Annotated in this window: 21 protein-coding genes; 5 read left to right on the top strand and 16 right to left on the bottom strand. The window is 32.5% G+C overall.

Annotated elements, in window-relative coordinates:
- Positions 1 to 9: 9 nt before the first annotated feature.
- From EW028_RS25165 to EW028_RS04930, 3 genes are all read right to left on the bottom strand, one after another.
- The gene (locus tag EW028_RS25165; RefSeq protein ID WP_193767322.1) at positions 10 to 315 is read right to left on the bottom strand and encodes a hypothetical protein; all 306 of its coding nucleotides are present in this window, start codon (positions 313 to 315) and stop codon (positions 10 to 12) included.
- Between the two features lie 96 nt (positions 316 to 411).
- The gene (locus tag EW028_RS04935) at positions 412 to 654 is read right to left on the bottom strand and encodes a hypothetical protein (RefSeq protein WP_193767321.1); all 243 of its coding nucleotides are present in this window, start codon (positions 652 to 654) and stop codon (positions 412 to 414) included.
- A 255-nt stretch (positions 655 to 909) separates the two neighbouring features.
- Complete coding sequence (locus EW028_RS04930) at positions 910 to 1,122, bottom strand: phosphatase PAP2 family protein (protein ID WP_483869241.1); 213 nt, start codon at positions 1,120 to 1,122, stop codon at positions 910 to 912.
- A 274-nt stretch (positions 1,123 to 1,396) separates the two neighbouring features.
- Between EW028_RS04930 and EW028_RS04925 the strand changes: the two genes are divergently transcribed.
- Complete coding sequence (locus tag EW028_RS04925) at positions 1,397 to 1,600, top strand: hypothetical protein (RefSeq protein ID WP_227744867.1); 204 nt, start codon at positions 1,397 to 1,399, stop codon at positions 1,598 to 1,600.
- A gap of 791 nt (positions 1,601 to 2,391) precedes the next feature.
- Here EW028_RS04925 and EW028_RS04915 read toward each other — a convergent pair.
- The gene (locus EW028_RS04915) at positions 2,392 to 2,712 is read right to left on the bottom strand and encodes a DUF1827 family protein (protein WP_048392662.1); all 321 of its coding nucleotides are present in this window, start codon (positions 2,710 to 2,712) and stop codon (positions 2,392 to 2,394) included.
- Between the two features lie 303 nt (positions 2,713 to 3,015).
- Between EW028_RS04915 and EW028_RS04910 the strand changes: the two genes are divergently transcribed.
- Entirely contained in the window at positions 3,016 to 3,351 is a 336-nt protein-coding gene (locus tag EW028_RS04910; RefSeq protein ID WP_054550262.1) for a hypothetical protein, read from the top strand.
- A 709-nt stretch (positions 3,352 to 4,060) separates the two neighbouring features.
- On the opposite strand, the gene EW028_RS04900 is transcribed toward EW028_RS04910, so the two are convergent.
- Positions 4,061 to 4,459, bottom strand: a complete 399-nt coding sequence (locus tag EW028_RS04900) for a MerR family transcriptional regulator (protein ID WP_131520109.1) — start codon at positions 4,457 to 4,459, stop codon at positions 4,061 to 4,063.
- A gap of 599 nt (positions 4,460 to 5,058) precedes the next feature.
- Here EW028_RS04900 and EW028_RS04895 point away from each other — a divergent pair.
- Together EW028_RS04895 and EW028_RS25535 are read left to right on the top strand one after the other, a co-directional pair.
- Entirely contained in the window at positions 5,059 to 5,688 is a 630-nt protein-coding gene (locus EW028_RS04895) for a TetR/AcrR family transcriptional regulator (protein ID WP_131520108.1), read from the top strand.
- 25 nt (positions 5,689 to 5,713) lie between these two features.
- Positions 5,714 to 5,878, top strand: a complete 165-nt coding sequence (locus EW028_RS25535; RefSeq protein WP_131520107.1) for a DUF2197 domain-containing protein — start codon at positions 5,714 to 5,716, stop codon at positions 5,876 to 5,878.
- Between the two features lie 273 nt (positions 5,879 to 6,151).
- Here EW028_RS25535 and EW028_RS04885 read toward each other — a convergent pair whose 3' ends face one another.
- Complete coding sequence (locus EW028_RS04885; protein WP_131520106.1) at positions 6,152 to 6,712, bottom strand: hypothetical protein; 561 nt, start codon at positions 6,710 to 6,712, stop codon at positions 6,152 to 6,154.
- A gap of 305 nt (positions 6,713 to 7,017) precedes the next feature.
- Here EW028_RS04885 and EW028_RS04880 point away from each other — a divergent pair, with 305 nt between their 5' ends.
- Positions 7,018 to 7,959: a DMT family transporter gene (locus EW028_RS04880; RefSeq protein ID WP_131520105.1), complete on the top strand. Its 942-nt coding sequence runs from the start codon at positions 7,018 to 7,020 to the stop codon at positions 7,957 to 7,959.
- A gap of 130 nt (positions 7,960 to 8,089) precedes the next feature.
- Here the strand turns inward: EW028_RS04880 and EW028_RS04875 are convergent, their stop codons facing one another.
- The 10 genes from EW028_RS04875 to EW028_RS04835 form a co-directional block, all read right to left on the bottom strand.
- The gene (locus EW028_RS04875) at positions 8,090 to 8,569 is read right to left on the bottom strand and encodes a GNAT family N-acetyltransferase (protein WP_054550269.1); all 480 of its coding nucleotides are present in this window, start codon (positions 8,567 to 8,569) and stop codon (positions 8,090 to 8,092) included.
- 252 nt (positions 8,570 to 8,821) lie between these two features.
- The gene (locus EW028_RS04870) at positions 8,822 to 9,673 is read right to left on the bottom strand and encodes a hypothetical protein (RefSeq protein ID WP_131520104.1); all 852 of its coding nucleotides are present in this window, start codon (positions 9,671 to 9,673) and stop codon (positions 8,822 to 8,824) included.
- A 449-nt stretch (positions 9,674 to 10,122) separates the two neighbouring features.
- Positions 10,123 to 10,293, bottom strand: coding sequence for a hypothetical protein (locus tag EW028_RS25155; RefSeq protein ID WP_193767319.1), 171 nt, complete (start codon positions 10,291 to 10,293; stop codon positions 10,123 to 10,125).
- A gap of 108 nt (positions 10,294 to 10,401) precedes the next feature.
- Entirely contained in the window at positions 10,402 to 10,770 is a 369-nt protein-coding gene (locus EW028_RS04865; RefSeq protein ID WP_004225208.1) for a hypothetical protein, read from the bottom strand.
- 95 nt (positions 10,771 to 10,865) lie between these two features.
- On the bottom strand, positions 10,866 to 11,240 hold the full coding sequence (locus EW028_RS26010) for a DUF6713 family protein (protein WP_066037310.1): 375 nt from the start codon (positions 11,238 to 11,240) through the stop codon (positions 10,866 to 10,868).
- Positions 11,241 to 11,514: 274 nt separating this feature from the next.
- Positions 11,515 to 12,120: an ABC-2 transporter permease gene (locus tag EW028_RS04855; protein WP_131520103.1), complete on the bottom strand. Its 606-nt coding sequence runs from the start codon at positions 12,118 to 12,120 to the stop codon at positions 11,515 to 11,517.
- Positions 12,113 to 12,979, bottom strand: a complete 867-nt coding sequence (locus tag EW028_RS04850; protein ID WP_131520102.1) for an ABC transporter ATP-binding protein — start codon at positions 12,977 to 12,979, stop codon at positions 12,113 to 12,115. The genes EW028_RS04855 and EW028_RS04850 overlap by 8 nt, the downstream gene beginning before the upstream one ends.
- A 5-nt stretch (positions 12,980 to 12,984) precedes the next feature.
- Positions 12,985 to 13,356, bottom strand: a complete 372-nt coding sequence (locus EW028_RS04845; RefSeq protein ID WP_004225203.1) for a GntR family transcriptional regulator — start codon at positions 13,354 to 13,356, stop codon at positions 12,985 to 12,987.
- Positions 13,357 to 13,371: 15 nt separating this feature from the next.
- The gene (locus tag EW028_RS04840) at positions 13,372 to 13,677 is read right to left on the bottom strand and encodes a YfzA family protein (protein WP_131520101.1); all 306 of its coding nucleotides are present in this window, start codon (positions 13,675 to 13,677) and stop codon (positions 13,372 to 13,374) included.
- 345 nt (positions 13,678 to 14,022) lie between these two features.
- Positions 14,023 to 14,868, bottom strand: coding sequence for an MBL fold metallo-hydrolase (locus EW028_RS04835; RefSeq protein WP_131520100.1), 846 nt, complete (start codon positions 14,866 to 14,868; stop codon positions 14,023 to 14,025).
- Between the last annotated feature and the right edge of the window lie 17 nt (positions 14,869 to 14,885).

Raw genomic sequence — 14,885 nt, 5'->3', positions numbered from 1 at the left:
GTAAAGTATTCAACTTACGCCTTTTCTTAATTCGCTCAGTTTTTCTACAACAAAATCATTCAAATCTTTTAGTAATTTATTTGAATCCTTTATGTAATACTTATTATGCCATCGGAACGTTTCTTCTAGTTCATTTAAATTACCTATCGAATCTAAACTATTAATTATTATTTCGATATTCCGATTAATTGTATGTTCGTAACCATTAATTTGGTCTGATAAAATTCCAATGTAAATATTTTCTATTATTAAAGTATTTAAACAAACCATTAATTCGTTTCGCAGTTTTTCGAGTTTCAGATTGTTTTTGACCAAATCCCTTTTAGCCCTATCATAAATTTCGTCATCTTTACGTTTTAAAGAAAATCTATCCTCATATGTGTTAATTATTAGTAATTCTGAAATTATCCATTATTTTTTGTAGATTTGAGTAGATTTTATAATTTCATGGTTCAACGCTTCTGCTTTGGTAAGAATTAATGCAATGTAATCTCTATCCCTTGCCTGCTTATCTTGTTTTTTTAACGAATCCTCCACTGATTTTTTGTTTGCTTCGATAATGAAAGAAGTAGTTACAATTACGCCTACCATTCCTATTATCCCACCCACTATACTACCTATAAGTCCATTATCAACTTTTAATCCATCGATCAATATTGTATCAATTACGAATGATGTCCCTAAAATTAGGACAACAAAAAATATGATTCCAATAAAAATGTTTTTAATTTTATCTGAGGTTATTTAACCTCCCACTAAATCATAATCTGAGAGATAATAAATTGGAACAATTTTCTACAAATTCCACTTTCAAAACATCACCAACCCCTGCCATCTCAACTCATAGCGTTTTGGCTGTTTGATGCTGTTTTCAAAGCAAAAGAAAAAGGTGTGACCTTTAATATTGTTTTACATTAGATTTGCTTTATGGAATTTCCTTCTAATTACTTTTTCAATGGATTCATTTTTGGTAATTCCATTTTCTATTAGTGTTAATTTCGGAAGTGTAAAGTAAATTATTATTGCAGAAGTAATTCCAATAAGAGCACCTACCATTACATCTAATGGATAATGAACTCCTACCCAAATACGTGAAATTCCGACTAATATAGCCAGCAAAATCCATAGAATCCATTTTCCTTTTTTAAATAACCAAAATGTATCTTTAAACCATCGTAAAAGGTGACAATTAATTGCTTAAGCTAACATTATTGTCACTTTGATTTGAAAGCCTTTATGATTAGTTGTATCAATTGCTCGTTTCTGACATGCACGTACAAGTGAACGTGTTTATTTTACATATTCATAATGTATATTGACTCAATCTGAATAGTGAAATATTTACCAGTTTATGTTATCCTTATATAAATTATTAGGAAGCCTCGGGGGTTGTTATGTGTTGAAAATACATTCTACAAATAGATTTATCATATTTATTTTTGGCATTACTTTGATGATAACTGGATTAGGAAGATTATCTGGTTTCTTTGAATATGATTCAGTTATTCCAGATCAATCTGTTGCACTACTATACATATCTATGGGCGTTTTTGTAATGTTCATTTCTTACTTTGTCAAACCCAAAAAAGAAAAAGGTTAATAATTTACCATTCCATATCTTTCAAGCATGTTCCTCATATTGTGTAGTTAGAAACTGTATCCAACCATCCTTGAAATATCTCTTTAATTCTCTTTTCCTAACAACCGTTTCTTTATTGTTATTTACTAATCTTACATACTTACTATTTTTTGTTAGCATGAAAGTATAACTTTCGTATGTTTTAACTTTAAAACCTATGGTATAGGTTCTACGATACTCTAATTTGCTAGGTGCCAGCCTAGTTTATGCCGTAATATAAATGGTTTCATAAAACATACTCCTTTATTATAAATTCATATAATTTACTGACAGCCCATATTGACTTTCGCACTTTAGTACTTCCTCCATCAACCTCAATTACTCCTATTGTACAATAATCAAACCGAACCATATTTTCAAATATTACTTAATCATGTTATCATTTTGTAAGTTATTACCTAAATATCAGGGTTGTTATAAAATGAAAACACATTCTAAAATTGGACATATCATATTTGTTTTAGGCATCTTATCGCTTTCAATCGGATCAGCGAGATTAACAGGTGCCCTAGAATACAATTCATTTAAAAGTTAAATAACTTTACAGAACAATATCTTTTAAATATCTAACTCCAATTGACCTGTTATTTCTTTTCTTGTACATGATCATTCCAAGCAAGTTGATAATTACTTGCTATCAGAGTTAGCTGGAACAAATTTAAAAGCCTCTAACAGTCAAGTTGCAAACTACGTTTTAAAAAGACCATTAACGATATAACCAGTACTCATATTATTTTATAAGTGACCTGACTTTACTGAGAAAGTGAATTAATATCTTTATTACGAATATGAACAACTCCTGTATTACTAACTTTTATATTCACTTCTGTAATGCCTCTTTTTAAAATATGTTCTATTGCATATCTAATCTCCCATTCTTTAACCTGACCAAGATCATTTGAAATACTAGCATGGCTGGATTTCTTATTTTCACTATGAATAATGACTGTCCCTTCACATTCATATACCTTTACAACACCACCCATAAAACCAGAAGCAATAGTTACAACATCAACTCTTTCCTTTGTTATATCTCGAAATGCTTTAGTTGGAAAATTATATATTTTCGCCATTTTGACCTCTCCTTCCACGGAACGTTTGTTTGTATTTATATTAGAACAAACATTCGCTCTTTAGCAAGGAGAAATTTATGAAAATATAAAAAGTATGTTATATAGATTTTTTTGAGATTAACGCTTATTCTATGTACAAATTAATCTGCTAATTATTGATAGTTCTTTAACCACTCATAATGCATGTGTAGCCCCTACTTTTTAATCAATTTTAAAACCAATAATACCCATTTATTGAAATATACACTAATATATGATTAAATGTAAATTACTAGGGGATTATACTAGAATGGAGGAATAATAATGGTAAAAACAATTAAAGGTCGCATTTTTGGTTTTGCTCTACTCTCAGCTTTACTTGTTTCATTTTTCATCTATCCATCAGGTAATGTTTCAGCAGCCGAAATCAACGTTGTTCAAAACTCTACTAGTATAGACAATGTCAGTCCAGCTGCTGTGTATACTAAATATGTCACAGTTAATACAAGAACTTCAACGTTTCCACCTGGACAAATTTATCATGTTGAATGGGATGGAGATTTTAAATACGCAGGATACCTAACAAGATTTGATTATGCATACGATCCTGATGCAGGTATTTACTTTGCAACATATAAAGGAAATATTACAATTCAATAAAATTGAATAAACACCTAATCCCCTAGAGTTTTAATAAAGCATAACTAAACATCCTGGTCACTTTTAATAGAAGTGACCTTTTTCTTTCGATAATCCTCGGTAAACTTAATTAATTGTCTACCTTCTCCTCGCTAATACGCTTTTGATGTCATGTAAAACTTGATTAATTTATCATCAATCTTGAATTGTTTGTCGTTTATCACTTTGTACAATGCATATTCAGCTGCTATTGACTCCCCACTTTCTTTCCAGTAATCTTTCTGTTTTATTAAATCCTCCAGTGGTTTTAGCAGCCTGTAGACAAACTCAATAAAGTTTGTCTACAGGCTGACACCTTCTTCTCTGTTTTAATGAAAATTTGATTTATTTAGTAAAGTCCCAAAGGCAATGTTCACATTTTTTAAGAAGCTTCTTTACAAATCATTAGTAAATTGCCATCAAGATCTTTAAACACAAAATAAAAATTATCCTGAATCTCTGTAACAAGTTCAACATTATTTTCTCTCATATATTGATAAGAAGCTTGAATATCATCGGTGAAAAGCTAAATAGAAGCAGCTTAAATTATTGTTTTTCATACTGAATATCGTGGTACTCGAAAGTTTCATTTGCTTGCCAATCGCTCGCATACTTCTTGAGGATCAATGTTTATCACTTTCTAAAATATGGGTACATTCTTTTCCTAAATTTTCTAAATACATCGTTAAAATCAACAATTTTCTTCTTTATTTTTCTCTAAAAGTTGCTTTATTTTATTATCTATATTTAATAAAACTAGTTTAATTTGTTTAATCTGATATTCTCTTTGTAACATCTGCTCATATTTTTCTTGAAATATAACTTTGATTTCAAGCAGATTTTGTAATTCTTCTTTTGTCAGTTTTTTATTTTGATCAATATTTTCCGACCAATCAAAAAGCATTTTGATTTCTTGAAGAGAAAATCCTGTTTGTTTAAGTTTAAGTATTGCTTCCACTGTATCAAAGTCTTTCTTGTTATAATTACGGTGCTTATTTTTAATTTCTGGATGCAATAAATTCATTTTTTCATAATAACGTATAGTATCTTTACTAAGACCAGTACATATTGCAAATTCACCAATTTTCATTATGATCCCCTTCTATAATATAAATTTATAAACCATTAGGGTAATTATACAATGGAAAATGAAACGAATGATATGATGGCTGAATGTAATTCGTCCATTTGTTAACCGCCCTTCTGAAACTGCCAATATATGTATCAGGATAAATGCAATTATTAGTAATATAAACATCCAGTCTTTGTTTGGTAGACATAATATTAAAAGAATACTAATTGATACGATAATAAATATGAATGTTCGTACTTCAAATCCAACTTCTTTCCATTTTTTTATCCCAGCCACCCCTATTAAAACCGCGTATAACACAATTAGTATAGTTGTCATAATGACCATCCCCATCACTCCATTCTTTGATTTTATTCATCTTAAAAGATGGAGCCAACTCCATGTCAACAGATAATAAACAACTTACTTTCACTTACAAATAGGCTAAGAAATAATTCCATTAAGCTAAAGTATCATCATCTTCGTCACAAAACACCCTAGTCTAGCTCTGAACAAGCTTTGGTTTAATTTCAAAGTAAAAGAAAAGCCTCCATTTAGGAACCTCCCTAAATGTTTTTTTAATTGCTTAATTAGTACAACCGTGCTAAAATAAATACATGAGTAAAAAAAATAACACAACTAACCAAAAAGAAATGTCATTTATTGAAAAAGCTCGTAGAACTCAAATTGTGGAATGTGCTATCGAAACCATTGCAGAGGTGGGTTACGCTCAAGCTTCTTTAGGTCAAATTGCAAAGCGTGCACAAATCAGTAAGGGGGTTATCTCCTATCACTTTGCAAGTAAGGGGGAATTATTAGAGCAAGTAATTTATGATTACTATATGGCATGTCAAGCTTATACTGCTCCTCTAATAGAAAATCAAAAATCTCCTATAGATAGGCTTAGCGTTTATATTGAATCAAACCTTAGATTCATAGATGAAAATCGGCAGCATGTTTTCGCTGTCATTGAAATTGTTTCTAATGAAAGAACTGCTGATGGCAAACTACGATTTGCGGCGGATCATGATGATACTATTTTTCTTCCCATTGAAAACATACTTACACTAGGAATGCAAGCGGGTGTCTTCCGAGAATTCACCAAATTGGCTTCAAGAGTAATGGCGTTAACGATACGAAATTCCATTGATGGATTCACTATTGAATTAATGAGAAATCCCCAGTTAAATGTTGAGGAATATACGAGAGAACTGATTACAATATTTGATAAATCAACGAAAAAGTAATAGGTCAGACTTGAGGAGGATAGGTATGTATTACTATGAGGTAATTTGTTCTAGTTGTAGAAACAAATTCAGAGTATACGAGGGGTCACTGAGATTCAGACAGTTAAAGGAAAGAACCGATAAGATTTTTCGTTGCGAAGAATGTTATAGCAAAATTCGTATGGATGCCATTAAAAATTTCTTTAGATAGCTCTTTCAGCCGATCTTGAGAATAATAAAAGGAAGTACAAGTTAAATAAGTATAAAGCCCAGGCTCAAAATTAATGAGTATCTGGGCTTTGGTCAGTCGTTTCTTAAAATGCCTATTCATGTGTGGATTAAGAATTTGCTGCTGATATTCTACTTTGAACACAAAATCTTTGCAAAAATAAAAAGCCATCAAGAACCAGGAACAACTACTACTGCCCCATTCGATTGCACCCATCACATATAAAAAGAACACCTATGTTAGGTGCTCTTCTGATCAATTTTTCTTGTTTAAATCATCTGGATAAACTATCGTGTTAATTACATCTCCATTTGATTCATCTTTAAAAATTACTTTGACTTTATAATCCTTTTCATCTACACCATTAAATAATTGATAGTACATACCTGTTAAAGCTAGTCCGAATGAGGCCATTGTGTCAAGACTATTATCAAATTCTTCTTTGTTTACAGATAAAGTGAATTCTGAAAAGGATTTGTCATAGGTTACATCTTTAATAGATTTGAACTCTTCACTTGCTTTAAGCTCATCTACACTTGCTAGAATGCCTTCTTTTAAACCTTTCATCATTTCTTTATGTTCTGTTTCAGACATTTTATAAGTTAAAGAACCATCCTCATTTTTACTGACTTCCTTCATCCCACTACTTTTTGCCTTTGAAATAACAGAATCAATGTCCTGACCCTCAAAAAATAGAGCTGGAATAGTTACTTCTACATCTCCACCATCTTTGCTACCTTTTTCCTGGCCCTCACTACAACCAGAGATCAAAACACCTACTAATATAAATAATGGTAGAATCCATTTTCTTGCCATTAAATCTCCTCCTCATACACCAATATACAGAATATGAAGAGATTACACTATACTTTATTAACATAAAGCTCTATTTCTTAACCGCTTCTATACATGAAAAATCATTTCTTTTTTGAGAAACTGATTTTTTTATCGTTATCTTAATGTGTTGGGTGACGTTCCACATCCTAAATAAAATCTATTTCTTACTAAGTGTTCAGTGCTTAATTTTATAAAATTCAACACGTACTTTGATATAATCAATCATGCGTTGTTTTACATTTGTTTTTTTACATTTTCTTCAACAAAGGTTGTGATGAATTTTTATGTTTGCAGTACTTTTGGCTATAAGTATTGGAGCTATTCTTGCTGTGCAAACAGCCATTAATGCTCAATTAAGAAAGTTTGTGATTTCTCCTTTTTTAGCTTCAATGATTTCCTTCGCTGTTGGTGTCATCTTCTTAACTATTACATTAGTAAGTAGTGGTTCATCACTGGGGATTCCATTAGATTTATTGTTGAACCAACCTATCTATATATGGTTGGGGGGAATTGGTGGCGCTATTGCGATAACTACTAACATTCTCTTGTTTCCTAAATTGGGAAGTGTGCAAACAACTATCCTACCGATCTTTGGAATGACTCTCATGAGTATGTTAATCGATCATAATGGCTGGTTTAATGCAACACAATATTCCTTTGGATGGAATCGAATCTTTGGCATATTACTAGTCTTACTAGGCATCCTTTTAGCTACAGCTATACGAAGCAAGAAAAATGAACAGTATTCTCCCCAAACAAATAAGGAGAGTGTGCGGAATCTATGGATTTGGCGCATAGTAGGGATTCTAGCAGGAATGTTACTAGCTATCCAAATCGCTGTTAATGGACAATTAGGAAAAGTTCTTCACTCTTCTTCTCATGCTGCCCTTGTTTCATTCTTTGTTGGTACTATTACCTTGATTATAATTGTTGGGTTAAAAGATCGATCTTACACAAGTATTAAAGAGCCTTTTAAACAAGCTGCTCCTTGGTGGATATGGATTGGCGGGATCTTAGGAGGATCTTATGTTCTCATCAATGTATTTCTTGTCAATCAAATTGGAAATGGCCAAACTGTAGTTCTTGCTTTATTCGGTCAAATCACTGGTAGCTTGCTGGTACAGCAATTCGGATTGTTTAACTCGCTAAAGAATCGAATTCAACCATTACAAATAATTGGTTTAATGGTGATGATAGCTGGGGTATTTTTAATCAGGATATTTTAAATAATTTTCTTTGCTAATCTTGATCGATGAAACTCTTTTTCAAGAATGGATGCGACATTTCCCCAAAACATAAAACCAGAGTTCATCTACAAAATGTAGCATAAACTCTGGTGACAATGGTGGTCTAACTTTATTTTATGAATTGCCTCATGATTATCTCTTCGCCGATACGTCCTATTAGCCTTTCATTCGTATCTTCAAACCCTACCTTTACATATAGTTTCTGTGCTGGTATATTATCTTTGTCTACAACTAAAACAATTTCATCACAATTAGGAAATTCTGCTTTAACAAACTCAACTAGTAATGTCATTCCTTGTTTTGCATAGCCCTTCCCTTGTTCTGTATGATTAATTGATAATGCAGATAATAGCATCGCATTTCTATTCGTAGAATATTTCTTAACTCGTTCATTTGCATTTAGGAGAAAGAAACCAACAGGTGTATTTTCACTTAGAATTACAATGCGATGCTGTCCTTCATTAATTTCCTCAAAATTACTCGGTAGTGCAGAAAATTGTTTTTGCTCTTCAGTAAGTACAAAAGCGTTCAGTCCTTGCATATATTCACTTGAAAAATGTTTTAATTCAACCTTCTTCAGTTTTTCCATTACATAATTCTCCATTCACTTTTTCTATACTTTACCACTTTATTAGGGTGTGGTCATTCATTTATTTGAAATTTCGAAAAATAACACGTTCGTTAGATAAATAAATCACGTAAAAAATGCCCAGGCTCAACATTAATTTGAGTACCTAGGCTTTGTTGTTACTTAGTATATTCATCCTAATACCGTTTTTGGATTTGCCGCTAACACGCTACTGGCTTCATGTTGTACTTTTGTTAGCAATGTATGTAATCTTTACTTGATTTCGTTCACTAACACTGCAGTATTTGGAGCAACAATCGCTTCAATGCCCGAAGCTTTGTAGCTAACTCGAATTGACTCGTTGCTTTTATATAAATGGAAAGTATCCGAACTAAAAACAAATTCCCCGTTCTCATCTAAAGCCGGTGAATAGGTGATATCATAATGGAACTTTATGTCCTTTGCATCGGCTGGCATATCTGGTTCAGGTTGATAATCCTCAGGAACTTCCGTTGTAACGTATCTAAAAAATAGTTGTATGTCGTTTTCATCTATTTTTTTCCAAAGGTCATATGTATTTCCTTGTGCCTTCATACCATCAAAATAAGTTGTTTCCTTTTCTTTATCGGTAAGGGGCAGATAAGGAACGGCTGCTTTTGCTAATTCCGTTATTTTTATTCTTTTCGTTTCTTTCCCTGCGGCATTATAAATCAATAGTGTTTTGTCTAAACTTCCAAACAAATCATCTCTTTTTCCAACCAGAAGATGGTTTTGAAAGGTTAAAAAAACCTCATCAGGTTGCAACTCTACATTATATTGATTTACAATTTTATTCATCTCTTTAGTCATTAAATGTTCTTCAAGGATATATTTTAAATTTCCAAATCCCAAAAAAGGAATGATTGCAGCGATGATCATGCTTAAAAACAACAAACCAAATTTTTTGGCTAAACTAATTTGGTTTTTAATAAAGATAATGGGAATACCCACCGCAAAAGTAAAACCTAATAAGCCAACATATGCAAAAAATTGCATCAACCCTAATTCATCTATTTCGTACATATTAATATATACACACACACCAAGTAGAACGATAGCGATTAATCGTATCAATTGATTTTTCATACTATACTTCCTTCCTTCTACAAACCTCTAAAAGCTATGGACGCACTAAGAAAAGATCGGATAATTTCTCTACAATTGTTTGTCTATTCTCAATTATCAGCCGTGTTTTTCCTTCATAGTTTATTTTGGCTTTTTAATTGTCCCTAAGTTTAGAACTATGTACCATTTTTACGTTTTGTAATGACTAATTAGCATTCTATTTCTATTCCAATTCCATCGAATACTTTACCTATCAAATCTTACCAATGTCTCACCTTATTTTATATAGGTAATTTTTTCCTTTCTTATAAATAGAAGGAGCCAGGAGATCTGAGTATCATTTTTATAGTATATATCAGCAAGATAACTCGTTACTTATGAATACTACTACTCTTGAGGATCAATATCACAAGTGTATCTCTACCTTCTCTAAAATTATAAAAGACACCAAGTATTAATATCTCAATGGATTATTTACTCTTGGGTATTGTTACAGGGATAGTGGCAACTATTAATATTAATCCTAGATAGAGAGGATATTTTAAACATTCATTCGTTGAATACCCCAATAAATAAGGCATACCTATTATGGCCATTACTACTCCAACTACAAACAAACCCATTTCAATTTTTCTGATCATATTTTTCCCCCATCCCTTAACATTTTACCCCTACAACCAGAGAGGCTTTATCTAAGGAGCTTCTTTAAAATAAAAGACACCCCTCGGAAATAAGGAATGTCTAACTTTTTATCTATACACATCTAACAGATTTAACAAATATCTTTCTAATTCATTAATCGCAAACAAAACTTCCTTATGAAGTCTATCCTCGACAACGCTATCATCATTAAAGACCTCTAAGTATTTATTCACTTCTATAAAGAATTTTTCATACTCCTGTAAAAACTTATCAATCGTTTGATCACCAGGTGTTACAGATAAATAAATTGTTTTAAATAAATTAAAATCACTATACGCATTACTTAAAAAATAGATAGCCAGTATTCTATCGTTATTAATATACAATTTCACAAAAGATAGATTTTGTTTTAATTTTTTCAATGCATTGATAAGATTATTCGTTTGCTTCAACATATTTGCCGTATTACTATACATCTGATAATCACCTCCATCTTTATAATAAGCAGAAAACCAACAAATTGGAATAATTTTCTGCAAATTACTAGCTGAAAACTTCCTTTACAATACAATTAAGTCGAAATATTAATTAATAATGCTAAATGTATGACAGAAAGGACCCCCATTGGATAAATAATGGATCTTGAAAAGCTATTTTTAAATTCATTTCGAGGATGCCTTTCAAAAAATAAATGCAGGATTGCATGGATGATAAAGAATAGATCAAGGACCCAAAAAATGATGGTTTGATACTGACTGAAAAGTAAGGAAAGGATTAATACGTATAGAAACAGGTGAATAAAAGTGAATACTTTATAAGCCTTTGAATCTTCCATATCTTTAAGTATTATAAACAATCGCCACTCAGAGCATCTTATTGCATCCATTTCGTGCAAAAGAAATAAAGAAAAGTTAAATAAAAAAAGAACGAGTAATAAATCAGGCATATAAAACCTCCTACAGACTATATACCAAATATTACTATAAAACAACTTTCGAAATACTAAGTAAACATGCCTAAATATGTCGATTTGTAGGCAATGGAGGCTTTCATTCTTTCTCTTATATTAAGCAACATAACCTTTTTACTTCATTCATTTTTGCATAAAGACATTTAAATTCCATCTACATTCAGCTCCCAATGAAATTTTATCAAGTGCACCATTCTAAAATTGTCCACTTTCCTTGAATAATCTTCTAGAAGTAAACAAAAGCACACAATCAGAAGGCTTTTCGTTGGTAAATAATATGTGTAATCCCCCAAGAAATAATATAGATTAGCATAATAAAAAGTGTCGCCCCTGTATATAAAACCGTAACGGATGTATTATCTACAAAATCAATAATTGTTGTTAAGTGTTCATTCATATACAATGCAATTGGTCGTGAAATCCAAGTTAAGAGGATAAAGCTAATAAGTATAACCGTTGTAATATAACCCTGTTTAAATATCTGAAATAATGGGAAGGTCAACGCAGCAAATAGTAAGAATAAGCCACTACCAATGGCAATGTCAGATATCGTAAAATGTTTATTGAAAGCTAGAAGCGCTAGACTTGTAACACCTATGGATAAAATCATATAGACAATCGCTCCAAGATAGCGGGATGCGATAATTTCTGTACGTGTGTATGGCAAGGAGTTTAATAATATATTCGTCTCAACTTTTTCATCGTATGCATATGTGTTAAAGGGAATAAAAATACTGGCGACCAGAAAAATTAAAACGGGTGGTGCCCCTAACAAAATAAAAACTAAGATAAAAGGAATAAAAAGCAATAGCTGCCTTTTCTGTAGTATGACATCGCGTTTAATTAAGTTAAGCATGATGGATGCCTCCTTTAAAGTAATACATGATATCTTCCAGAGAGGCACGTTCAATCATAACTGTGTCTCCAAAAATATTTTTCGCAGCTTTAATATTATCCGTTAGTGCTTCAAATCCTGTGGATGCACGATGAACATGAACGAATGCTTTTTCAGTGTCTCTATCAAGTAGATTCAACTCACCTTTAACGAGCGCATAGTTTTCAGCTACATCGTGTATAGATTGATTAAATACTAATTCCCCTTTCTGTATAAAAGCTATGTAATCTGCGATACGATCTAAATCAGTTGTAATGTGCGTAGAAAAGAAAATAGTGCGATTGCCATCAACCATTAATTCCTGTAATAGATCTAACAGCTCCCGTCTAAAAATGGGATCTAATCCTGCTGTCGGCTCATCCATAATGATTAGCTCTGCATGATGTGAGAGGGCTATTGCTAATGAAGCCTTCATTTGCATCCCTTTAGAAAATGTTTTTATTGCTTTGTTAAGTGGTAATTCGAATTGTTCTACGTATTGATAAAATATTGTATCGTCCCAGCGTTTGTAAGCAGGTGCAACTATACGTTTTATATCTTTTAAGTTCAACCCTTCAAAAAATATATTGCCATCGTATACAAACCCAATGCGCTGCTTAATCTCCTTCTCATGCGTCTTGTAGTCTAATCCGAAAAGCTTTACTTCTCCAGCATCTGGCCTTAATAGATTCATCATCGTTTTTATCGTTGTAGACTTACCAGCTCCATTTGCTCCAATGAAACCCGTTACAAAGCCTCGCTTTACCTGTAAATTTATATGATTTACGGAAAAGCCTTTGAACCTCTTTGTGACATTCTTTAATTCGACTACATTTTCCATCCCTTTCACTCCTCGTATAAAATCTTCAATAATTCCTTTAGTTCATCAAGAGACAGGCCTATTTCTCTGCTATTCGCAATGACCGCACTTAGCTGTTCCTCAATAACCTTCAGCTTCTTTTCCCGTATAACCTCCAAATTTTGCTCTGCTACAAAAGATCCTTTGCCAACAATGGAATAGATAAAGCCCGCCTTCTCCAATTCTTCATAAGCCCGTTTTGTCGTTATTACACTAATTTGTAAATCCTTTGCGAGGTTACGCATGGAGGGTATTGCTGTGCCCTCCTGTAGTTCACCTGCTAAAATAAGTGATTTAATTTGATTCGTAATTTGTTCATAAATTGGCTCCTTTGAACTGTTCGAAATAATTATTTGCATGCCAATCCCTCTTCTTTATTTTTTTGAGAATATCGTTGAAATCATATTCCCTAGTGCTGCAATCAGTATAGCAATAACATGGATTGTGATGAACATATTAAAAAAAGGAAAGGAATAAGGCGTTATCCATTCGGTGAAAAGCCTCGAATCCAAAATCCATCTTCCCATTCTAGCAACTAAATTATTACTATCGTTCATGTTCGGCTCAAGAGCAGTGCCATCGACCGCGCTAAAGATCAATTGAACAATTAAAAATATACCAATAGTGATGATCCATCGTTTTAACCGATTACTTTCATCCGCTTTTTCAGTGCCTATCACTTAAACAATTCCCCCCACAAATTCATTATATTGTATATATACTATATAAACATTATATACACAAATAAAAAATTTGTTCAACCACTTTTTTTAAAAAGGAAATTTTATACCATGAAAAGATCTATGACATTCAAATACAAAGAAGGAGCCTGTTTTGATAGCTATTATCAAAACAGGCCCCTATTAACAACTTGCCATTCATTGTGTCTTGTCATTCAAATATGTTCATTCTACAGTTGCAATCTGATAATTTATGATATAATGAATCATCTGACTAAATTGGCAAGACAATGGCTGTAGCGTGTGACGACGCTGCGGCTTTTTCTTTGTTTTTTCCTTACGTGATTAATTTAAATATTTACCCTGCTTGGGTAGTGCGATTTGTTCAAAATCATCGACAAGTTTTTTTAGGTTGCTTGTCAGTTCTTCGCCCTTCATTGGTAATCCGTGCCCTGTGATGGCAACTGAAGGTTTTAGTATTGCTAATTTTTCAATAGATGCTCGAGCATCCGACCAATCTGTTGTAAAATATTGAGGGGGACCACTGATTTCTTTAGTCTGCGTAATCACCTTATAAAGAGATTCTTGTTTGACCGTAACAAATGCATCTCCAGCAATAAGCACCTTATCCTTCTCACGGAATAAAGATATATGCCCTGGTGAATGGCCAGGCGTATGAAACCATCTGAAACCTGCCATAAAGGGAACACTACCATCAGAAGGTAAAACTTTGAGGTTACCACCTAAATTTATAGCTTCATTTGGAAAAATAGGTGACATTTTAGCAACCAAGCCGTTATTTACCGTTGGATCAGGCTCGGGATAATTTTGTTTTCCAGATAAAAAGGGTATTTCCAATGTATGCGCATAGACAGGAACATCCCACCGCTCTATTAATTCTATGAGTCCTCCGACATGATCAAAATGACCGTGAGTCAGTATGATTGCCTTCGGTCGAGACTTAGAACCATAACGTTCTTCAACAACTGAAATGATCTCATCCGCACTTTTGGGCATCCCCGCATCTATTAGCACAAAATCTTTCATCTGCGGTTCACCATAAAGTACAATATTTACAATTTGAATCGTGTATTGATATAAATCAGGTAATATGTCTATACCTACACCGCTTCCAACAGAAGTTGCTGGGATAAATTTATAATCTTCCCCGTAATTCAAATTCTTGTCCATTTTAAATCATCTTCTTT

Source organism: Lysinibacillus sp. OL1, assembly GCF_004332175.1.
Classification (GTDB): domain Bacteria; phylum Bacillota; class Bacilli; order Bacillales_A; family Planococcaceae; genus Lysinibacillus; species Lysinibacillus capsici.
Note: the sequence above shows the minus strand (reverse complement) of the source record. Positions and strands in the feature narration are given on the sequence as shown.